Genomic DNA, 21,116 nt, shown 5'->3' on the forward strand with positions numbered 1-21,116 from the left:
CCGTCCTCGGCCGCACTGTCAGACCCCACTGCCACCATCTGGCGTATGGACACGCAGCAGTTCTGGCAACTGATCGAGGAGGCCCGCGCCGAGGCCGGGGACGGGGCCGACGGGGAGCAGATCGCCGAACGCGCGAGCGCGCTCCTCGCGGGGCGGACGGTCCCCGAGATACTCGGGGCCCAGCAGGTGCTGTGGGACCTGCTGGCCGTCTCCTGCACCAGCCCGCTGTGGGCCGCCGCCTACCTGGTCAACGGCGGCTGCTCGGACGACGGCTTCGACTGCTTCCGGGGCTGGCTGATCACCCAGGGGCGGGAGGTCTTCGAGCGGGCGGTGGCCGATCCGGATGCGATGGCCGGGCTCGCGGGCGTGGTGGCGGGTCTCGCCGGCGGCGGCGAACTGGAGTGCGAGGACACCCTGGGGATCGCCTGGGCGGCGTACCGGTCGGCGACGGGGCAGCAGATACCGGACGGGGCGTTCAGCATCAGCTATCCGGCGCTCGACCCCGACTGGGGCTTCGACTTCGACGACGAGCGGGAGATGGCGCGCAGGCTGCCCCGCCTGGCCGCCCTCGCGCACGGCTGAGGCGGGCGCGAGGGGGAGGCGGGCGGGCGGGGCAGCCGGGACGAGCCGCGGCGGGAGCCGCCGGCCGTCAGCCGACCGGGGCGTTCTCCGGGGAGACGCCGAGGACGCGCACGGCCTGGTAGTAGGTCCAGGCGGTGGCGTCGCAGGAGCTCTTCTTCGCGCCCGAGTACTGCGCGCAGACCCGCTTGAGGTCGGCGTAGAAGGCGTCGTCGAGGCGGTTCTTGTGGGCGCTGAAGATGCCCGCCGCCTTGTAGTTGCGGTAGCCGAAGTCGTGGCGGGCGCAGGAGGTCTGGAAGGGGAACCCGAACGGGTTGTCCGGGGAGCTGGAGCAGTAGTCGGTGGTCCAGTTGAAGTTGTAGGCGGCCCAGCGGGCCTGGTTCCCCCGCGCGGCGGCCCAGGCGTTGAAGCTGGCGGAGCTGGTCTGCGTCCAGCTGCTCAGCACCGTCGGTTTGTCCGCGGGGACCGCCGACGCCGGGGTGGCGAGGGCGAGGACACCGGCCATGGCGGCGGCCGTCAGTGCGGGGGCCAGATGGCGACGCATCGAGTTCCTCCTCGTGTCGGGTGAGTGCTCACCGTCGGAGGAAGGGATATCGCGGATCGATAGCGCAGCTGTATGGCCCGGCTAAAGCATCGGTTACGGCTGCGTGACCCTTCGGCTCGATGACTACGAACCGTCAACTCATGTACGGATATGGGTTGTTGATGGATCCGGGCGTGAGGCGGGCCGCTGCCGGGCCCGACGGCGGGCGGCGGGCCGGCGTCCACCTGTGGAGGTATCCCGTGTGCTACTTGAGGCAGAGACCGGGTTGGCTCTGAGGAGCGATGCGCCGGAGGGGGCCCGCGGGCCACCCTGGGAGACATGAAGCGTCCTTTCGTCATCGCAGCCGCCGCCGTCGGGGTCCTCGCGACCGCCGGGTTCGCCCTGCCCAACCTGCCGCCGAACGCGCTGACGCAGACCGTCCACGACCGCCTGTTCCAGCAGAAGGAGCAGTCCTTCGCCTCCGCCGCCGACGCGCACGGCCGCGGCGACCGGGCGTTCGCGCTGCCGCAGTGGATACCCCAGGACGCCAAGAACGTGAAGGTGAAGGTCCGTACGAGCGGCGAGGGCAAGCTGATCCGCTTCACGCTCGGCAGGACCCCGCTGGACGCGCCGCACTGCGCCGCGCGGCCCAAGCCGGTCGGGGCGCCGGAGCTGGCCGCGAAGTGGTGGCCGTCCGACGCCCGGCACGGCGGGCGGGCGGAGTGCCGGGACGCCCTGCAGTACCAGGTGGTCGTCAAGGGCAAGCGGGTCTACGCGTGGACGAACGGCGACGCGTCCCCCGACGCACCGCCCGGCGCGAAGTTCCGGGGCTAGATCCTGTCGGTGTCCAGGCGGTCCCGGGGCCCGTGGGCCCCATGGGCCCCGTGGGCCCCGTACGGCACGCCTCCACTACGCTCGTCGGATGATCGAGTACGTGAACCAACTCGGCGCCGCCGCCCCGCGATCCGGTGCGCTCCCCGCCGGCCGGGCCGTGTCCGTGTGGTCGCTGGACACCACGCTCGACGTCGTCGGCGGGCACCCGGTCGCCGACGCCCTGCCGCTGCTGGACAGCGCCGAACGCACCCGGGCCGGGAAGCTGCTGCGCGCCGGCGACCGGCACCGCTACCTGGCCTCGCACCTGGGCCTGCGGCTGCTGCTCGGCGGTTTCCTGGGCCTGGCCCCGGAGCGGGTGGAACTGACCCGCGAGGACTGCCCGTGCTGCGGAGAGCCGCACGGCCGCCCCGCCGTCGTCGGCGGCGCGGCCCACTTCTCGCTCTCGCACAGCGGGGACCTCGCCTACCTCGCCTTCGCCCGGGTGCCGGTCGGGGTCGACGTGGAGGCCGTACCGGGCCCGGACGCCGTCGCGGACGTCCTGACCAGCCTGCACCCGGACGAGAGCGCCGAACTGCGGGCGATGCCCGACACCGGCCGGCCGGTCGCCCTGGCCCGCCTGTGGTCCCGCAAGGAGGCCTACCTCAAGGGCACCGGCACGGGCCTCGCCCTGGGTCTGGCCGATCCGTACGTCGGCTCCGCGCCCGACCCGGCGCCGGTCACCGGCTGGACCCTGTCGGACCTGCCCGCCCCGGCGGGCTACGCGGCGGCCCTGGCGGTTCGCGCCACCTGAAGGCCCCGCGCGGCCTACGCTGACCGCCATGAACATCCGCCCTGCGCGCACACCCGCCGAACTCGCGGCGGCCGAGGGACTCTTCGACGGACCGGCCCGGCAGGACTGGAGCGAGCGGTTCCTGGCCGCGGCGGGTCATCTGATGCTCATCGCCTACGTGGACGGCGTCCCGGCCGGAATGGTCTCGGGCGTGGAGATGAGCCACCCGGACAAGGGCACGGAGATGTGCCTGTACGAGCTGTCGGTGGACGAGGGCTACCGGCGCCGCGGCATCGGGCGCGCCCTGGTCGACGCGCTCGCCGGGGAGGCACGGGCACGCGGCTGTTACGGCATGTGGGTGGGCGTCGACACGGACAACGAGGCGGCGCTGGCCACGTACACGGCGGCCGGGGCACAGGACGAGGGCGAGTTCACGATGCGGGGCTGGCCCCTGGCACCGTAGGCCCGGCGCGGCCGACCGGGGCCGATCGGGGCCGGGGCGGCTCCTCGGGAAACCACCCCCCGGCCGCGTGTCGTGCGGCCACTCGGCGCACCCTCCGCGCGCCCGGACGGACGCTCGCCGAGCATCTCGGCATGACCTCACTCACCGCACTGCTCCCCGCTGCCGCCCTGCTGGCGACGGCCGCCCTGGGCACCGCCCCGGGCCTGTCCCCCGGCCGTCCGGACGGCGGCCGGCCGGCGGCCGGGAAGGACACCGCACCGTACGTCGTCGTCCTCAAGGAGACCGTCGCCCCGCGCGCCCTCACCCGGGCGCTCGCGACCGAGGCCGCCGAGGCGGGCGACGACGTCGGGCACGTCTACCGGACCGTTCTCGACGGCTTCGCGGTCCGCACCACGGCCGCCCGGGCCGCCGAACTCGCCGCCGACCCGCGGGTGGCGTACGTCGAGCCGGACACCGAGTACCGGATCAGCGACACCCAGCCGGCGGCGCCCTGGCCGCTGGACCGGCTGGACCAGCGGGGGCTCCCGCTCGACTCGGCCTACACGTACGGGCAGACGGGCACGGGCGTCACCGTGTACGTCGTGGACACCGGGATCAACACCTACCACCGGGAGTTCGGCGGCCGGGCCCGGGCGGGCACGAGCGCCGTGTTCCTGGAGGGCCCGGACGACTGCAACGGGCACGGCACGCACGTCGCGGGAAGCGTCGGCGGCGCGACGTACGGCGTGGCCAAGGACGTGAAGCTGGTCGGCGTGAAGGTGGCCAACTGCCGCGGTTCGGCACGCCTGTCGTCGATCCTGCGGGGCCTGGACTGGATGGTCGACGACGCGACCGCCACCCGCGCGCTGCCGGCCGTGGCCAACATGAGCCTGGGCGGCGACCGCAGCCAGAGCATGGACAGCGCGGTGCAGCGGGCGATCCGGGCCGGTTTCACCGTGACGGCGGCCGCCGGGAACGCCGGCACCGACGCGTGCGGATCCTCGCCGGGGCGGGTCGCGGAGGTGGTCACGGTGGGCGCGAGCGACAGCGAGGACCGGCGGGCCGCGTACTCCAACCACGGTCCGTGCGTGGACCTGTTCGCCCCGGGGAGCCGGATCACCTCGGCGTGGATGGGGCTGCCGAGCGCGGTCCGGTCGATGTCCGGGACCTCGATGGCCGCCCCGCACGTGGCGGGCGTGGCGGCCCTGCTGCTGGCCGCGCACCCGGGCGCCACGCCGGCCCAGGTGAGCGCGGGGCTGCTGCGCGACGCCCTGCCGGACGCGCTGACCGGCGTCCCGGCGAACACCCGCAACCTCCTCCTCCACCACCCGGCCCCGGCCCCGCTCCCGCTCCCGGCCACAGACCCGGTTCCGGTTCCGGCCCCGGCCCCGGCCCCGGCCCCGGCAACCCCTTAGCCACCCCGCTCGGGCGCGGCGCCCCGGGTTCACCGACCGGTCGGTATTCATGGGGATATACCCCCGTAACCGCCCCGGCCTGATGGGACATCAATTTCTGTGTGCTTCGGGCGAAAGGAAGTCATTGACTTCTCATCACGGCGACGCGTCAATGGCCGCCACCGCACCGGCTCGGCCGTCCCCGCACACACGGGTGGGGGGAGGGGATTCGTCATGACGAAGGAGTCGCGACCCAGTGAGTACCGATACGTTCCGACGAAGAGTGCTGGCCGGGGCGGGAGCCCTCTCCCTGGCCCTGACCGGTGGCGTGGTGGGCCTGGCGGGGACGGCGCAGGCGGCGACCAGGACCACGCCGGTCTATGTGAAGTGCGACGCCCCCGCTCCCCAGCCGGACGCGGAGGGCAGCCAGGACTTCACGGTCACGCTGCCGGACGGCGCCAAGGCCGGTGACACGGTACCGATCACGATCGACCCCGGTCTGTCGCCGATCGTGCCGATGCTGACCATCGACAGCGTCAACGTCATGAAGGCCAAGCTGCTGGTCGGCGGCGCCGCCCAGACCGTCACGAGCGCGGCGATACCCAGCCACCAGGAGGGCGGCGTCAAGGCCGATCCGCCCGCGTTCAGCGGCACCATCACGATCCCGGACGGCACCGAGGGCACCACCGTGCAGGTGACGCTCGACCAGTTCATCACCGACGCGGACATCGGCGGGGCCGTCTACACCACGACGTGCACCCCCTCGCCGCGGCCCAGCGCCTCGATCGGCTCGGTGGCGGTCGAGGCTCTGCCGAAGGACCCGGTCACCACGAAGGTGACGCCCAACAGCGGCAAGGCGGGCACCGCCGTCGTCGCCACCGGCGCCAACTTCCCGGCCGGCCCCGTCACCTGTTCCGCGCTGCTGGCGGGTGCGGCGACCGGTGACACCGGATCCGGCAGCGCCGACGCCTCCGGCGCCGCCAGCTGCTCCCTCACGGTCACCAAGAAGGCCGACGAGATCAAGATCAACGGATCGGCCGGCGCCGGCCGCGCCTTCGTCTTCGTCGAGGACGTGCCGGGCGTGAAGAACCCGGTCGACGTCGAGGTCCTGCCCGGTCCGCTCGGGATCGGCCCGCAGGCCGGCAACCCGCCGGTGGACTTCGGCAAGGTCACCATCAACGGCAAGCCGCAGTCGATCGTCGGGCAGTTCAACGCCATGGCCGTGCACGACTTCCGCGGCGGCTCGCTCGGCTGGGACGTGACGGCCACCCGTACCCCGTTCCTGAACGAGACCACCGGGCACGCCATGACCACGGCGCAGATCGGCATCCAGCCGGCCTGCACGGTCACCAACGCGGACAGCCCGAGCACCTGCACCGCCGGTGCGCCCGGTGCGATCACGGACACCCCGATGAAGATCGCCTCCCAGGCGGCCGGCGGGGACCAGCTGACGGGCGGCGAGTTCGCGATCGGCGGCGCGGGGATGATCCAGCTCCCGCCGTTCATGTTCGCCGACACCTACCGGTCGGTCGTCACCTTCTCGATCGCCTGACCGACCCGGCCGGAGCCGGTCCCGGTTCCGCCGGTCCCGGGGGGGGGGGGGGGGGGGGGGGGGGCGCCGCCCCCCCCCCCCCCCCCACCCCACCCGCCTTCCCTGGAGACCCGCCCATGCCCACGCGCACGCGACTGTACGGCCCGCTGTCCGTTCTGCTCGGCCTGCTGGCCCTGGCCGGCGCGGGACTGCTGCCCGCCGGCAGCGCGGCCGCCGCCGACAACGGGACCTGGGGGGTGTTCCCGACGCCCCCGGCGGGGGCCGCCATGACCGACCGCGCGTACTTCTTCCATCAGGGCGCGGCCGGGACCACCGTCGCCGACAGCGTCACGCTCCTGAACTCCTCCGACCGGGAGCTGACGTTCCGGGTCTTCGCCACCGACGCCGTGAACACCCCGGCCGGCGGGGCGTTCGCCCTGCTGCCGGTGGACCAGAAGCCCAGGGACGTCGGTACGTGGATCCAGTTGCCGCCGGAGACCGCGCAGGTCGTGAAGGTCCCGCCGAAGGGGCGCAAGGACGTGCCGTTCACGGTGAAGGTGCCCGAGGACGCGGCCCCCGGTGACCACGTCGGGGGGATCGTCGCGCTGGGCACCGAGCTGGAGGGCGTACAGCAGGAGGGCAAGGTCCAGGTCGGGGTACGGCGCCAGGTCGGCGCGCGGCTGTACTTCCGGGTGCCGGGGCCGCTGACGCCCGCGGTGAGCGTGGAGGAGGTGAAGGTGAACCGGCGCGCGCCGCTGCTGCCGTGGCTGCGGGACGCGTCCGCGACGATCTCGTACACGCTGGTCAACCGGGGCAACGTGGTGGTCGAGCCGAAGGTGGCGGTGGGGGCGCGCGGGCTGTTCGGGCGCCAGGTGCTGGACCGTCCGGCGCGCGAGACGAAGCTGGTCCTGCTGCCGGGCCAGCGGGTACGGCTGACCGAACCGTGGCCCGACGCGCCGCAGTCGGACTGGGTGACCGTACGGCTGACGGCGACGGCCACGGCGTACCCGGAGGTGGTCTCCCGGGCCGAGCGGGACTTCGTCGCCGTCCCGTGGCCGGCCGTGGGCGCGCTGCTGGTCCTGGCGGGCGGGGCCGTGGGCGTGCGGATCGTACGTCGCCGCCGGCGCGCGCCGCGGGAGGCGGAACCTGCCGCCGGCGCACGGGACCTGGCCGGCACCCGCTGACCTGGCCGGCACCCGCTGACCTGGCCGGCACCCGCTGACATGGGCGCGCCCCCCGCGGTGAGGGTGCGGGGGGCGCGCCGGTCCGCCCGCGGCCCGGGGGCGGGCCGTGGGAGGGGCCGGGGGCCGTCGCTCGGGGCGGCGGCGGGCCGGGTCAGTGGTTGCGGGGGAAGCCCAGGTCCACGCCGGCCGGGGCCTCGGACGGGTCCGGCCAGCGGGTCGTGACGACCTTGCCGCGGGTGTAGAAGTGGATGCCGTCGTTGCCGTAGATGTGGTGGTCGCCGAAGAGCGAGTCCTTCCAGCCGCCGAAGGAGTGGTAGCCGACCGGCACCGGGATCGGGACGTTGACGCCGACCATGCCGGCCTCGATCTCCAGCTGGAAGCGGCGGGCGGCGCCGCCGTCGCGGGTGAAGATCGCGGTGCCGTTGCCGAACGGCGAGGCGTTGATGAGGGCCACGCCCTCCTCGTAGGTGTCGGCGCGCAGCACGCACAGCACCGGGCCGAAGATCTCGTCGCGGTAGGCGTCGGAGTCGGTCTTGACGCGGTCCAGGAGGGACAGGCCGATCCAGTGGCCGTTCTCGAAGCCGTCGACGGTGTAGCCCGTACCGTCCAGGATCACGTCCGCGCCCTGGTCGGCGGCGCCCTTGACGTACGAGGCGACCTTGTCGCGGTGGGCGGCGGTGATCAGCGGGCCCATCTCGGAGGTGGGGTCGTTGCCGGGGCCGATCTTGATCTTCTCGGCGCGCTCGCGGATCTTCTCCACCAGTTCGTCGCCGATCGAGCCGACCGCGACCACGGCCGAGATCGCCATGCAGCGCTCGCCGGCCGAGCCGTACGCGGCGGAGACGGCGGCGTCGGCGGCCGCGTCGAGGTCGGCGTCCGGCAGCACCAGCATGTGGTTCTTGGCGCCGCCCAGCGCCTGGACGCGCTTGCCGTTGGCGGAGGCGGTGGTGTGGATGTGGCGGGCGATGGGGGTGGAGCCGACGAAGGAGACCGCCGCGATGCCCGGGTGGGCCAGGAGGGCGTCGACCGCCACCTTGTCGCCGTGGACGACGTTCAGCACGCCGTCGGGCAGACCGGCCTCCTTCGCCAGCTCGGCCAGCTTCAGGGAGGCGGAGGGGTCCTTCTCGCTCGGCTTGAGGATGAAGGTGTTGCCGCAGGCGATGGCGAGGGGGAACATCCACATCGGGACCATCGCCGGGAAGTTGAACGGGGTGATGCCCGCGACCACGCCGAGCGGCTGGCGGATGGCGGACACGTCCACGCGGTTGGAGACGGACGTGGACAGCTCGCCCTTGAGCTGGGTGGTGATCCCGCAGGCCAGCTCGACGATCTCCAGGCCGCGCGCGACCTCGCCGAGGGCGTCGGAGTGCACCTTGCCGTGCTCGGCGGTGATCAGCTCGGCGATCTCGTCGCGGTGGGCGTCCAGCAGGGCGCGGTAGGCGAAGAGCACCTTGGTGCGGGCGGCCAGCGAGGACTGGCCCCAGGAGAGGAACGCGTCCCGGGCGATCTGTACCGCCGCGTCGACCTCCTCGGCCGAGGCGAGCGCGACCTGGGTGGTGACCTCGCCGGTGGCCGGGTCGGTGACCGGGCCGTAGTTGCCCGACGCGCCCTCGACGGTCTTGCCACCGATCCAGTGGTTGACGGTCTTCATGCTTGCTCCTTCACAGATGGCGACGTCGCTGCGCGGTGTGCCGGGCGTACTCTTCGCGGGCCGCCGACGCCGACGCACGGGTCGCGGTCTCGGCCACAGGAACATCCCACCACGCCGTCGCAGGGGGTGGGCCCGACACAGTGTCGGGCGTTCGGGTCTGTGTGTAGACACATGTGGGACGGTCCGCGGCTCGCGCCCGGGAGAGGGCTTCTCGCAGGTCACGGATGGTATGGGCGCGGATGACGGCCATCCCGAGGGAGGCCGCGTTGGCCGCGAGGTCCACCGGGAGCGGGTCGCCGTCGTAGGCGCCGTCCGCGCCCCGGAAGCGGTACGCGGTGCCGAAGCCCTCGCCGCCGGTGGCGGCGGACAGGCCGCCGATGGAGGCGTAGCCGTGGTTGTCGAGGATGACCACCTTGACCGGGACGCCCTCCTGGACGGCCGTGACCAGCTCGGTGGGGTTCATCAGGTACGTCCCGTCGCCGACCAGGGCCCACACCGGGCGGCCCGGCTCGGCGAGGGCGGCGCCGATGGCGGCGGGGATCTCGTAGCCCATGCAGGAGTAGCCGTACTCGACGTGGTACTGGCCGGGTGCGCGGGTCCGCCACAGCTTGTGGAGGTCGCCGGGGAGCGAGCCGGCGGCGTTGATGATCACGTCGTCGGCGGTGACGATCTCGTCGAGCAGGCCCAGGACCTGGACCTGGGTGGGAACGGCGTCGGGGTCGGGGGTGGCGTACGCCCGGTCCACGCGCCGCTCCCAGGCGGCCTTGGCCTCGGCATGGCGGCTCTCGGCATGGCGGCTCTCGGCATGGTGCCCGGCGAGCTCGGCGCGCAGCAGGTCCAGGGTCTCGCGGGCGTCGCCCACCAGCGGGTGCGCGGCCAGCTTGTGGGCGTCGTACGGGTCGAGGTTGAGGCCGACGAAGCGGACACCGGGGTGCTGGAAGAGGGTCCCCGAGGCGGTGGTGAAGTCCGTCAGCCGGGTCCCGGCCGCGATCACCAGGTCGGCGCCGCGGGCCAGGTCGTTGGCGGGCGCGGTGCCGGTGTGGCCGACGCCGCCGACGTCGGCCGGGTGGTCGTACGGCAGGGCGCCCTTGCCGGCCTGGGTGGCGGCCACCGGGATCCCGGTGGCCTCGGCGAACGCGGCCAGCGCGGCCTCGGCCCCGCTGTGCCGGATGCCGCCGCCGGCGATGATCAGCGGGCGGGCGGCGGCGCGTACGGCCGTGGCGGCCGCGGCGAGCTCGGCGGCGTCGGGGCGGGGCCGGCGGACGTGCCAGACGCGGTCGGCGAAGAACTCCTCCGGCCAGTCGTACGCCTCGGCCTGGACGTCCTGTGGCAGCGCGAGGGTGACGGCGCCGGTGGCGACGGGGTCGGTGAGCACCCGCATGGCCTGGAGGGCGGCGGGGATCAGGGCCTCGGGACGGGTGACGCGGTCGAAATAGCGGGAGACGGGGCGCAGGGTGTCGTTGACGGAGACGTCCCCGGCGTGGGGCACCTCCAGCTGCTGCAGGACGGGGTCGGCGGGCCGGGTGGCGAACGCGTCGCCCGGCAGCAGCAGGACGGGCAGCCGGTTGACGGTGGCCAGCGCCGCCCCGGTGACGAGGTTGGTGGCGCCGGGACCGATGGACGTGGTCACGGCGTGCGCGGAGAGCCGTCCGCTCTGGCGGGCGTAGCCGACGGCGGCGTGCACCATGGCCTGCTCGTTGCGGCCCTGGAGGAACGGCATCTCCTTGGCGCCGGTCTCCAGCAGGGCCTGCCCAACGCCCGCGACGTTGCCGTGCCCGAAGATCCCCCAGGTGGCGGCGATCAGCCGGTGCCGCCGCCCGTCGCGCTCGGTGAACTGGCGGGCCAGGAACTCCACGAGCGCCTGCGCCACGGTCAGCCTTCGCATGCCTGCTCCTCCTCCTGCGCCCGGTAGAAGGGCAGCCGCGGGTCGAGGTCCTGCGCGGCCCAGGTGTCGCGGATCCAGCCGTGGTCGGGGTGGTCGCGGATGAGCCACTCCCGGACCGGGCCGGGGCCCGCCATCACGTTCAGGTAGTACATGTCGTGGCCGGGCGCGGCGATGGCCGGACCGTGCCAGCCGTCGGGGATGAGCACGGCGTCACCGCTGCGCACCTCGGTGAGGATGTCGGTCTTCCCCGCCGGGGAGGGCGTGACACGCTGGTATCCCACGCCGGGCGTGGTGCCGTGCGGGGCGATCTCGTAGTAGTAGATCTCCTCCAGCTCCGACTCCTGGTCCGGGTGGTGCTCGTCGTGCTTGTGCGGCGGGTACGAGGACCAGTTGCCGCCGGGGGTGAGCACTTCGACGGCGATCAGCCGGTCACAGTCGAAGGCGTCGGCGGCGGCGAAGTTGTTGACCTGCCGCGAACAGCTGCCGCGCCCGCGCATCTCGATGGCGACGTCCGCCGCCGGCCCGTACCGGGCGGGCAGCCGCCGCCCGCACGCGGCCCCGACGACGGCGAACCGGCCGCCGCCGTCCGACCGGACCTCGGCGTCGGCGTCCCGCGGCAGGTAGGCGAAGTCGGTGGCCCGGTGGAACACGCCGGCGCGGCCGCGGAGGGTGAACCGCTCGGTCCGCTGCTCCTGGCAGGAGGCGGCTGAGGAGGCGACCGTGCAGGCGCCCGCCAGCGGCAGGACGATCCACTCGTACGTGCCGGTGGTGTACGCGTACGTCTCCCCCGGCGCCAGCTCCAGCACCCGCAGCCGGGTGCGTGCCAGTCCGTGTTCGGCGATCAGCGGCACGACGCGAGCACCTCCTCCACCTCGTCGGGGCGCGGCATCGCCGTCGAGCACGCCAGCCGGGAGGCGACGATCGCGCCCGCCGCGTTCGCGTACCGCAGGACGCGGGGCAGTTCCCAGCCTGCCAGCAGGCCGTGGCAGAGGGCACCCCCGAAGGCGTCGCCCGCCCCGAGGCCGTTGACCACCTCGACCGGCACCGGCGGCACCTGCGCCTGCGTGCCGTCCCGGTGGACGGCCAGGACCCCCTCCGGGCCGAGTTTGACCACGGCCAGCGCCGGCCCGGCCGCCAGCAGGGCGCGCGCCGCCTCCCGCGGGTCACGGCAGCCGGTGGCGATCTCGCACTCCTCGGCGTTGCCGACGGCGACGTCCGCCATCGACAGCGCCCGCTCGTAGTACGGCTGCGGCTTCTCGTCCCACAGCATCGGACGCCAGTCCAGGTCGAAGACGGTCGGGCCGCCGGCGCGGCCGGCGCCTTCGGCCCGCGCCGACAGCGCCGCGAACGTCGCTTCCCGCGAGGGCTCCGCGCTCAGTCCCGTCCCGGTCATCCAGAACACCCGCGCCGCGCGCACCGCGTCCAGGTCCAGTTCCCCGGCCCGGATCTCCAGATCGGGCGCCTTCGGCAGCCGGTAGAAGTACAGCGGGAACCGGTCGGGCGGGAAGATCTCGCAGAACGCCAGCGGCGTCGGGTACGCGGCGACCTCCGCCACCCACCGGTCGTCCACCCCGAATCCGCGCAGCTCCGACCGCAGGTACGCGCCGAACGGGTCCGCCCCGGTCCGGGTGATCACGGCGGTACGCCGCCCCAGCCGGGCCGCCGCGACGGCCACGTTCGCGGCCGAGCCGCCGAGGAACTTGCCGAAGGTGTCGGCCTCGGCGAGCGGTACCCCGGTTCTGAGAGGGTAGAGATCCACCCCGATCCGGCCCATCGTGATCAGATCGAACGGGTCGGTGGTCACAAGCAGTCCTCCCAGTCTCTGCGAACGAAGCGACCTAAGGTGGCCGTTATGACGTCCTCCCCTTCCGCGCTGACCCGTATCCGCATCGGCTCGGCACCGGACTCCTGGGGTGTGTGGTTCCCGGAGGATCCGCGCCAGACCGGCTGGGAACGCTTCCTCGACGAGGTCGCGGACGCCGGCTACGCGTGGATCGAGCTCGGCCCGTACGGCTATCTGCCCACCGACCCGGCCCGGCTGCTCGCGGAGACGGAGCGGCGCGGGCTGAGGGTGTCGGCCGGCACGGTCTTCACCGGACTCCATCACGGTCCCGCCGTGTGGGAGGACACCTGGGCGCACGTGTCGCGGGTCGCGGAGCTGACGCGGGCGACGGGCGCGGCGCACCTGGTCGTCATCCCCTCCTTCTGGCGGGACGACAAGACCGGCGCGGTACTGGAGGAGCGGACGCTGGACGCCGGCCAGTGGCGCGAACTCGCCCGGCAGACCGAGCGGCTGGGACGTGAGGTCCAGGACCGCTACGGGCTGCGGATCGTGGTCCACCCGCACGCCGACACCCACATCGACACCCCCGAGAACGTGGCCCGGTTCCTGGACGCCACCGATCCCGGCCTGGTCTCCCTCTGCCTGGACACCGGGCACTACGCCTACTGCGGCGGCGACAGCGTGGAGCTGATCGAGACCTTCGGCGAGCGGATCGGCTACCTCCACCTCAAGCAGGTGGATCCGCGGATCCTGGCCGAGGTCGTCGCCGGGGAGGTGCCCTTCGGGCCGGCCGTGGCCCGCGGGGTGATGTGCGAGCCGCCGGCCGGGGTGCCCGCGCTGGAGCCGGTGCTGACCGCGGCGCAGAAGCTCGGCGTGGAGCTGTTCGCCATCGTGGAGCAGGACATGTACCCCTGTTCCCCGGACCGGCCGCTGCCGATCGCCCGGCGGACCCGGGCCTACCTGCGCTCGTGCGGTGCCTGACGGGCGGGCGCCGCGGCGTTCCACCGCACAGTTCCACACCGCGAAGATCGGACCGCGATGCTCCGGACCGCGAAGATCCGGACCAGGGGAGGAGGGGGAGTCGGTATGAGCAGTGTGCTCGGGATCGCCGTCATCGGTACGGGGAGGATGGGCGCCGACCATGTCCGGCGGATCGGCAGGACGGTCGGCGGCGCCCGGGTGGTGGCCGTGGCCGATCCGGACGGGGACCGGGTCAAGGAGGTGGCGGCGGGCCTGGACGGGGTGAGCGCGCACACCGATCCGGCGGCCGCGATCGCCGCGCCCGGGGTGGCGGCGGTGCTGATCGCCTCACCCGGTCCGGCGCACGAGGAGGCCATCGGGCTGGCCCTGGCCCGGGACCTGCCGGTGCTGTGCGAGAAGCCGCTGACGCCGGACCCGGCGGGCGCGCTGCGGGTGATGGAGGCCGAGCAGCGGCTGGGCCGGCGACGGATCCAGGTGGGGTTCATGCGGCGGTACGACGCCGAGTACGAGCGGCTCAAGGAGCTGCTGGACGGGGACGGGATCGGGCGGCCGCTGTTCCTGCACTGCCGCCACCGCAACGCGTCCTCGCCGTCCTTCTTCACCAGCGACATGCTGATCAGCGACTCGGTGGTGCACGAGGTGGACGCGGCGCGCTGGCTGCTGGGGCAGGAGATCACCGCGGTGTCGGTCCTCGCCCCGCGGCCGTCGGGCGCGGCCCCCGAGGGGCTGCGCGATCCCCAGCTGGTGCTGCTGGAGACCTCCGGCGGGGCCCTGGTCGACGTGGAGATCTTCGTCAACTGCGGCTTCGGTTATCAGGTGACCTGCGAGGCGGTCGGCGAGCGGGGCAGCGCCCGCATCGGGGACGGCGCCGCGATGGTGGTGCAGTCCGCGGGCCGCTGGGGCGGGGAGATCGTCCAGGACTACACGGTCCGGTTCGCCGACGCGTACGACCGCCAGCTGCGCCGTTGGGTCGCGGCGACCCTGCGCGGGCGCGTCGAGGGGCCCGACGCGTGGGACGGCTACGCGGCGGCCGCGGTCTCCAAGGCGGGCCTCACGGCCGGGCGCACCGGCACCCGGACCCCGGTGGACCTGGTGGAACGGCCGCCTCTGTACCGCTGACGGCCCGTGTGCCACATCCGTCACAGAAGTCCGCCGCCTGTCACGTGTGTCCGCATCACGCGGGTCTTCCGTCACAGGCGTTCAACAGCCCCTCCCCCGCCTTCACCGAGCGTCGTTCTCCGGGCACAACTCGACTGATCGTCAGCATCAGCGTCCACGCCCCGGCTCCCCCGACGGCCTCCCGGCCGCCCCTGGGGCGTGGCCACAGGAGGTGTGCCATGACCGACCGAAAGCTGTGGTCGTACAAGGAGATCGCCGCCCACATCCGGGTACAGCCGGACACCGTCCGCTCCTACCGCAAGCACGGACTGCTGCCCCCGCCCGACCATGTGGAGGGCGGCAAGCCCTACTGGTACGCCGACACCGTCCGCGCCTGGGTGGCCCGCCGCCCGGGCAACCGCGGCCGCCGCGAGGACTGACCCCGCGGCGGCCCCCGGACCGTCCTAACGGCTGCCGGCCGTCACCTTCCCCGAATCCGGTGCCGCGGCCGGCGACGCGGCCACCGCGGTGACCGACTCGCCCTCGCTCAGCCCGAACCGGTCGTGCAGCCGGCGCAGCGGACCGGGTGCCCACCAGGTGGCCCGCCCGGTCAGCTTCATCACGGCCGGGACGAGCAGGCTGCGCACCACCATCGCGTCCATCAGCACCGCCAGGGCGATGCCCAGCCCGAGCATCTTGGTGTTGGTCACCCGCGAGGTGCCGATGGCCACCATCACCACCGCCAGGATCACGGCCGCCGCGGTGATCAGTCCGCCGGTGCGGGCCAGCCCGGTCCGCACCGCCCCCTCGTGGTCGCCGGTGCGGTCGTACTCCTCCTTGATGCGGGATATGAGGAACACCCCGTAGTCCATGGAGAGTCCGAAGGCGATACAGAACATCAGCACCGGCAGGGTGGTCTCGATGTCCCCGGTGGCGGTGAAGGAGAGCAGGCCCGAGAGGTTGCCCTCCTGGAAGACCCACACCACCGCGCCGAACATCGCGGTCAGGCTCAGCGCGTTGAGCAGCACCGCCTGGAGGGGTATGAGCACACTCCCGGTGAGCAGGAAGACCAGGACGAGGGTCGCGACCACGATCAGCGCCAGGGCCCGGGGCAGCTGCTCGGCTATCGCGTCCTGCGCGTCGACCAGTTGCGCCGCCTGCCCGGTCACCGCCGTGCGGAACGGGGCGTCCACCGCGCGCACCTCGCCGACCAGGTCCTGGGCCTGCTGACCCACGGCCTCGCCCTCGCCGAGGACGCTGAAGTACGCGTACGTCCCCGGCTGCCGCGCGGTCACCGGGCCGTCGACGCGGATCACGCCCTCCAGCGCCCGGAGCCGGTCGCGGTACGCGCCGTACTCCGCCTCGGTCGCCGGGCCCTCGGCGAGCACCACCAGGGCGGCACCCGGGCTGCCGGGGAAGCCGTCCCGGATCTGCTGCTGGACCACATGCGACTCCGCCGTCCTCGGCAGCTGCCGGTCGTCGACCGTGCCGAACTTCACCCCGAGGAAGGGCAGTCCGAGCAGCAGCAGACCGGCCGTCGTGGCCACGGCGAACAGCGGGGCCCGGCGCATCACCAGCGTCGCCGAGCGCGCCCAGCCCCGCCCGGCCTCCACCGCGCCGGTCCCCTCGCCCCCGGCGACCGCCCCCTCGGCGGGCCGGCCGCCCCGCCGCCACAGCCGCCGCAGGTCCAGCGCGTCGACCCGGTCCCCCAGGAGCACCAGCGCGGCCGGGAGCAGGATCAGCGCCGCGGCCGCCGCGATCAGGACGACCGCGATCCCGGCGTACGCGAAGGAGCGCAGGAAGTACATCGGGAAGAAGAGCATCGCCGAGAGCGCGACCGCGACGGTGAGCGCCGAGAAGAGCACGGTGCGCCCGGCGGTGCGCAGGGTGATCCCGACCGCGGTCACCGGATCCCGTCCGGCGGCGCTCTCCTCGCGGAAGCGGCGCACGATGAACAGCGCGTAGTCGATGGCGAGACCGAGCCCCAGGGCGGTGGTGAGGTTCTGGGCGAACACCGAGACGTCGGTGAACTCGGTGAGCACGCGCAGCACCGCGTTGGTGCCGAGGATCGCGACGATGCCGACGCCGAGCGGCAGCAGGGCCGCCACCGCGCTGCCGAAGACGAGGACCAGCAGCACCAGGGTGACCGGGAGGGCGATCAGCTCGGCCCGCAGCAGGTCCTCCTGGATGGTGGTGGTCACCTCGCGCTGTACGGCGACGGGCCCGCCGAGGGAGACCGTCACCGGTCCCTGCGTGCCCCGGTAGGCGGGGGCTATCCGGTCGAGCACCTGGGCGGTGGTCTTCTCGTCGCCCTGCACCCGGGCGGTGATCAGTGCCTGGTGCCCGTCCTCGGAGCGGAGCGCGGGCAGGCGGGTGCGCCAGTACGACCCCGCGGCGGTGATCCCCGGCTCGGTGCCGAGCGCGGCGGTGAGCCGCTCCGCCTCGGCGGCGACGGCGGGGTCGTCCACGTCGGCCCGGCCGGCGTCGACGAGCAGCAGCAGGTTGGGCTGGGAGTCGGGGAACTCCCGCTCCAGGGCCTCGGCGGCGAGTGTGGACCGGGCGTCGGGATCCTCCCAGCCGCCGCTGGCCATCCGGTCGGCGACGCCGCCTCCCGCGAACACGGCCAGGGCCGTGACGACCAGGGCGAGCAGCAGCGACAGCCGCGGCCGGCCGGTGACGAGACGGGTCCAGCGGCCCTCCCCCGGTGGCTTGATCTCCAGCGTCTTCTTGACTGCGGGCATGGCGCAGTGTCCCCCTATGACCGGCATGGCCATCTAGACTGGCAAATACGAGCTACTGCTCGCGTTTCTCAAGAATGCGAGTGGTTCCTCGTGTTTGTCAATCACCCACAGGACGCAAGGGGTTGAAGTGCAGTCGGAGACGACCGACCAGCCGGAGCGCGAACCGGAGCGCGAGACGGAGTCGCGGACCGAGCAGCGGGCCGAGCGGGCGACCGGGCGGAAGGCGGCGAAGACCGCGAGGACGGTGAAGACGGCGAAGACGCCCGCCGCGCCGCGCCGTCGCCAGGCCCGCGGCGAGCGCCGGATCGAGCAGCTCCTGAGCGCCGCGGCGGGCGTGTTCTGCCGCAGCGGGTACGCCGCCTCCAGCACCAACGCGATCGCGCGCGAGGCCGGCGTGTCACCCGGCACGCTGTACCAGTTCTTCCCGAACAAGGAGGCCATCGCCATCGAGCTGGGCGGCCAGCTGCTGCGGCGCGCCCACGAGATGCACGGCCAGGTCTTCCTCCCGGAGAACCTCGACAAGCCGCTGCCGGAGCTGCTCGACGCCGTCCTCGACCCGGTGATCGCCTTCAACTGCGAGAACCCGGCCTTCTGGGCCCTCATGCACGGCACCGGCATCCCCGGCATCACCCAGGAGCACGACGAGCTGCACGCCGGCCTGGTGTCCCGTATCGAGGTGATCCTGCGCCGCTTCCGCCCGGACGCCGGGCCGGCCGAGCTCACCCGGGTCTCCCTGATGATCCTGGGCATCTTCAAGTCGTCCCTGGACCTGATCCTGGCCAGCGAGGGAGCCGAGCGCGCCGCGTACGCCGCCGAACTGAAGACGGTCCTGCTGCGCTACATGGAGCCCGCGCCCACCACGACCCCCCTGGCGCCCGGCCCTGCTCGCATCGATACCCCCTAGGGGTATATAGTCGGGAGTGGCGGGAGGACGGTGGGCCCCGCAGGTGTCTCCTGCGCCCCCCGCCCCGACGCCGACCGGACACTTCCCCGAAGAGGAGAACGAGATGACCGCCGAGACGGAATCCCAGACCACCACCGTCTACCGGGTGACCGGCATGACCTGCGGGCACTGCGAGGGCGCGGTGACCGCCGAGCTCGCGGAGCTGCCCGGCGTCAGCTCGGTCAAGGCCGTCGCCGCCACCGGCGAGGTCACGGTGGTCTCCGCGCACCCGCTCACCGAGGCCGACGTCCGCGCCGCCGTGGACGAGGCGGGGTACGAGCTCGCCGGCCAGGCGTAGCACCGGCACCCGACCCCTCCTCGCCCGCCGGGCCGCACCCGGCCAGCCACCGCTGGTCCCGTACGGCCCGGCCCACCCCGACGGAACGTGACATGAGCAGCAGCACAGTGCACGACGGCGGACCCATAGCTGCCGAGGTAGAACTGACGATCGGCGGGATGACCTGCGCCTCCTGCGCGGCCCGCATCGAGAAGAAGCTCAACCGGATGGACGGGGTCACCGCCTCGGTGAACTACGCCACCGAGAAGGCGAAGGTGTCCTACGCCGCGGACGTGGCGGTCGCCGACCTGATCGCGACCGTGGTCCGCACCGGCTACACGGCCGCGGAACCCCCGCCGCCGGCCCCCGCCCCCGAGCCCGGCCCGGAGCGGGAGCCGCAGGCCGGCGGGGCCGCGGCGGCCGGGCGCGACCCCGAACTGGCCGCGCTGCGCGAGCGGCTGCTGGTCAGCGCCGTGCTCGCGGCCCCCGTCGTCCTGCTCGCGATGATCCCCGCCCTGCAGTTCGACAACTGGCAGTGGCTCTCCCTCACCCTCGCCGCCCCCGTCGTCGTCTGGGGCGGCCTGCCCTTCCACCGGGCCGCGTGGACCAACGCCCGGCACGGCGCCGCCACCATGGACACCCTGGTCTCCGTCGGCACCCTGGCCGCGTTCGGCTGGTCCCTGTGGGCCCTGTTCTTCGGCCACGCCGGCATGGCCGGCATGCGGCACGGCTTCGACCTCACCACCCGGCGCGGCGACGGCTCCTCCGCCCTCTACCTCGAAGTCGCCGCCGGCGTCGTCACCTTCCTCCTGCTCGGCCGCTACCTGGAGGCCCGGGCCAAGCGGAAGGCGGGCGCCGCGCTGCGGGCACTGCTGGAACTGGGCGCCAAGGACGTGACCGTCCTGCGGGACGGCGCCGAGGTGCGGATCCCGGTCGCCGCGCTGGCCGTCGGCGACCGCTTCGTCGTCCGCCCCGGCGAGAAGATCGCCACCGACGGCACGGTCGTCCAGGGCAGTTCCGCCGTCGACGCCGCCATGCTGACCGGCGAGTCCGTACCCGTCGACGTCACCGTCGGGGACACCGTCACCGGCGCCACCGTCAACACGTCCGGACGGTTGGTCGTCGAGGCCACCCGGGTCGGCGCCGACACCCAGCTCGCCCGGATGGCCCAGCTGGTCGAGGACGCCCAGAACGGCAAGGCCGAGGCCCAGCGGCTCGCCGACCGGATCTCCGCGGTCTTCGTCCCCGTGGTCCTGCTCCTGGCCCTGGGCACCTGGGTGGTCTGGCTGCTGGCCACCGACGACGCCACCGCCGCCTTCACCGCCGCCGTGGCCGTCCTGATCATCGCCTGCCCCTGCGCCCTGGGGCTGGCCACGCCGACCGCGCTGATGGTCGGCACCGGGCGCGGCGCCCAGCTGGGCATCCTGATCAAGGGCCCGGAGGTGCTGGAATCCACCCGGCGCGTGGACACCGTCGTCCTCGACAAGACCGGTACGGTCACCACCGGCCGGATGACCCTCGCCGGTGTCCACCCCGCGCCGGGCGTGACCGAGGCGGAACTGCTGCGCCTGGCGGGCTCCCTGGAGCACGCCTCCGAGCACCCCGTCGCCCGCGCGGTGGCCGCCGGCGCCGCCGAGCGGGTCGGCGCCCTGCCGGTCCCCGAGGGCTTCGAGAACGTCCCCGGCCTCGGCGTCCGCGGCCATGTCGACGGGCACGCCGTCCTGGTGGGCCGCGAGCGGCTGCTGACGGACGCGGGGATCGCCCTCCCCGAGGACCTGACGGCCTCCCTGAAGGCCGCCGAGACCTCCGGCGCCACGGCGGTCCTGGCCGCCTGGGACGGCGCGGCACGCGGGCTGCTGACGGTCGCCGACGCGGTCAAGGAGACCAGCGCCGAGGCGGTGGCCCGGCTGCGCGCCCTCGGCCTCACCCCGGTCCTGCTCACGGGCGACAACCGGGCCGTGGCCGAGACCGTGGCGCGCGAGGTCGGCATCGACGAGGTGATCGCCGAGGTGCTCCCGCAGGACAAGGTGGCCGTCGTACGCCGCCTGCAGGAGCAGGGCCGTACGGTCGCCATGGTCGGCGACGGGGTCAACGACGCGGCGGCGCTGGCGCGGGCCGATCTGGGGCTGGCCATGGGCACCGGCACGGACGCCGCCATCGAGGCGGGCGACCTGACCCTGGTCCGCGGCGACCTGCGGGTGGCGGCGGACGCGATCCGGCTCTCCCGGCGGACCCTGGCCACCATCAAGGGCAACCTGTTCTGGGCCTTCGGATACAACGTGGCGGCGCTGCCCCTGGCGGCCGCCGGACTGCTCAACCCGATGATCGCGGGGGCGGCGATGGCCTTCTCATCGGTGTTCGTGGTGACCAACAGCCTGCGGTTGAGGTCGTTCCGGTAGGGGTTCACCTTCTCTATCCATCCACATCTCCTTCACAGGAGACGCAGATCACAGTGATGTGAACGTAACCATCCGGGGCCGGTATGGGTCTAATGGGTCGAT

19 protein-coding genes are annotated in these 21,116 nt (G+C 73.7%); 13 read left to right on the forward strand and 6 right to left on the reverse strand.

Annotation, left to right across the window (positions count from 1 at the left end; translation table 11 throughout):
* The first annotated feature begins 45 nt into the window (after positions 1–45).
* Entirely contained in the window at positions 46–582 is a 537-nt protein-coding gene (locus ACZ6KO_RS11995; protein WP_469303291.1) for a DUF4240 domain-containing protein, read from the forward strand.
* A gap of 67 nt (positions 583–649) precedes the next feature.
* Here the strand turns inward: ACZ6KO_RS11995 and ACZ6KO_RS12000 are convergent, their stop codons facing one another.
* Positions 650–1,123, reverse strand: a complete 474-nt coding sequence (locus ACZ6KO_RS12000) for a phospholipase (protein ID WP_469303293.1) — start codon at positions 1,121–1,123, stop codon at positions 650–652.
* A 318-nt stretch (positions 1,124–1,441) separates the two neighbouring features.
* Here ACZ6KO_RS12000 and ACZ6KO_RS12005 point away from each other — a divergent pair, with 318 nt between their 5' ends.
* The 6 genes from ACZ6KO_RS12005 to ACZ6KO_RS12030 all read left to right on the forward strand — a co-directional run bounded on the left by ACZ6KO_RS12005 (position 1,442) and on the right by ACZ6KO_RS12030 (position 7,256).
* Complete coding sequence (locus ACZ6KO_RS12005; RefSeq protein WP_469303295.1) at positions 1,442–1,936, forward strand: hypothetical protein; 495 nt, start codon at positions 1,442–1,444, stop codon at positions 1,934–1,936.
* An 88-nt stretch (positions 1,937–2,024) separates the two neighbouring features.
* Positions 2,025–2,726 carry a 4'-phosphopantetheinyl transferase family protein gene (locus ACZ6KO_RS12010; RefSeq protein WP_469303297.1) on the forward strand — a complete coding sequence of 234 codons (702 nt, stop codon included), beginning with the start codon at positions 2,025–2,027 and terminating at the stop codon, positions 2,724–2,726.
* A gap of 28 nt (positions 2,727–2,754) precedes the next feature.
* Positions 2,755–3,168, forward strand: coding sequence for a GNAT family N-acetyltransferase (locus tag ACZ6KO_RS12015; RefSeq protein WP_469303300.1), 414 nt, complete (start codon positions 2,755–2,757; stop codon positions 3,166–3,168).
* Between the two features lie 131 nt (positions 3,169–3,299).
* Entirely contained in the window at positions 3,300–4,562 is a 1,263-nt protein-coding gene (locus ACZ6KO_RS12020) for a S8 family peptidase (RefSeq protein WP_469303302.1), read from the forward strand.
* A gap of 235 nt (positions 4,563–4,797) precedes the next feature.
* Positions 4,798–6,093, forward strand: a complete 1,296-nt coding sequence (locus ACZ6KO_RS12025) for a hypothetical protein (protein WP_469303304.1) — start codon at positions 4,798–4,800, stop codon at positions 6,091–6,093.
* Between the two features lie 116 nt (positions 6,094–6,209).
* Positions 6,210–7,256: a WxL protein peptidoglycan domain-containing protein gene (locus ACZ6KO_RS12030; RefSeq protein ID WP_469303306.1), complete on the forward strand. Its 1,047-nt coding sequence runs from the start codon at positions 6,210–6,212 to the stop codon at positions 7,254–7,256.
* A gap of 151 nt (positions 7,257–7,407) precedes the next feature.
* Here the strand turns inward: ACZ6KO_RS12030 and ACZ6KO_RS12035 are convergent, their stop codons facing one another.
* The 4 genes from ACZ6KO_RS12035 to iolC are packed head-to-tail and all read right to left on the reverse strand — an operon-like array spanning position 7,408 to position 12,566.
* A complete protein-coding gene (locus tag ACZ6KO_RS12035) occupies positions 7,408–8,907 on the reverse strand; it encodes a CoA-acylating methylmalonate-semialdehyde dehydrogenase (protein WP_469303309.1) in 1,500 nt (499 codons plus the stop codon).
* Between the two features lie 10 nt (positions 8,908–8,917).
* The gene (gene iolD / locus ACZ6KO_RS12040) at positions 8,918–10,792 is read right to left on the reverse strand and encodes a 3D-(3,5/4)-trihydroxycyclohexane-1,2-dione acylhydrolase (decyclizing) (protein ID WP_469303311.1); all 1,875 of its coding nucleotides are present in this window, start codon (positions 10,790–10,792) and stop codon (positions 8,918–8,920) included.
* On the reverse strand, positions 10,780–11,643 hold the full coding sequence (iolB, locus tag ACZ6KO_RS12045) for a 5-deoxy-glucuronate isomerase (protein WP_469303313.1): 864 nt from the start codon (positions 11,641–11,643) through the stop codon (positions 10,780–10,782). The genes iolD and iolB overlap by 13 nt, the downstream gene beginning before the upstream one ends.
* Positions 11,634–12,566, reverse strand: a complete 933-nt coding sequence (gene iolC, locus ACZ6KO_RS12050; RefSeq protein ID WP_469303898.1) for a 5-dehydro-2-deoxygluconokinase — start codon at positions 12,564–12,566, stop codon at positions 11,634–11,636. Before iolC ends, iolB begins: the two co-directional genes overlap by 10 nt.
* Positions 12,567–12,644: 78 nt before the next feature.
* Here iolC and ACZ6KO_RS12055 point away from each other — a divergent pair, with 78 nt between their 5' ends.
* The 3 genes from ACZ6KO_RS12055 (at position 12,645) to ACZ6KO_RS12065 (ending at position 15,094) form a co-directional block, all read left to right on the forward strand.
* Positions 12,645–13,556 (forward strand): sugar phosphate isomerase/epimerase family protein, encoded by a 912-nt coding sequence (locus ACZ6KO_RS12055; protein WP_469303315.1) that lies wholly within the window; start codon positions 12,645–12,647, stop codon positions 13,554–13,556.
* Positions 13,557–13,661: 105 nt separating this feature from the next.
* A complete protein-coding gene (locus ACZ6KO_RS12060; protein WP_469303316.1) occupies positions 13,662–14,675 on the forward strand; it encodes a Gfo/Idh/MocA family protein in 1,014 nt (337 codons plus the stop codon).
* A 218-nt stretch (positions 14,676–14,893) separates the two neighbouring features.
* A complete protein-coding gene (locus tag ACZ6KO_RS12065; RefSeq protein ID WP_401450272.1) occupies positions 14,894–15,094 on the forward strand; it encodes a helix-turn-helix transcriptional regulator in 201 nt (66 codons plus the stop codon).
* 24 nt (positions 15,095–15,118) lie between these two features.
* Here the strand turns inward: ACZ6KO_RS12065 and ACZ6KO_RS12070 are convergent, their stop codons facing one another.
* Positions 15,119–17,395 carry an MMPL family transporter gene (locus ACZ6KO_RS12070; protein ID WP_469303318.1) on the reverse strand — a complete coding sequence of 759 codons (2,277 nt, stop codon included), beginning with the start codon at positions 17,393–17,395 and terminating at the stop codon, positions 15,119–15,121.
* A gap of 127 nt (positions 17,396–17,522) precedes the next feature.
* Here ACZ6KO_RS12070 and ACZ6KO_RS12075 point away from each other — a divergent pair, with 127 nt between their 5' ends.
* The 3 genes from ACZ6KO_RS12075 (at position 17,523) to ACZ6KO_RS12085 (ending at position 21,014) form a co-directional block, all read left to right on the forward strand.
* On the forward strand, positions 17,523–18,299 hold the full coding sequence (locus ACZ6KO_RS12075) for a TetR/AcrR family transcriptional regulator (RefSeq protein WP_469303320.1): 777 nt from the start codon (positions 17,523–17,525) through the stop codon (positions 18,297–18,299).
* A 103-nt stretch (positions 18,300–18,402) separates the two neighbouring features.
* Positions 18,403–18,636: a heavy-metal-associated domain-containing protein gene (locus ACZ6KO_RS12080; protein WP_401450278.1), complete on the forward strand. Its 234-nt coding sequence runs from the start codon at positions 18,403–18,405 to the stop codon at positions 18,634–18,636.
* Positions 18,637–18,728: 92 nt separating this feature from the next.
* Positions 18,729–21,014, forward strand: a complete 2,286-nt coding sequence (locus ACZ6KO_RS12085) for a heavy metal translocating P-type ATPase (protein WP_469303322.1) — start codon at positions 18,729–18,731, stop codon at positions 21,012–21,014.
* The last annotated feature ends 102 nt before the right edge of the window (positions 21,015–21,116 follow it).

This window comes from Streptomyces sp. NPDC042102, from assembly GCF_055582305.1.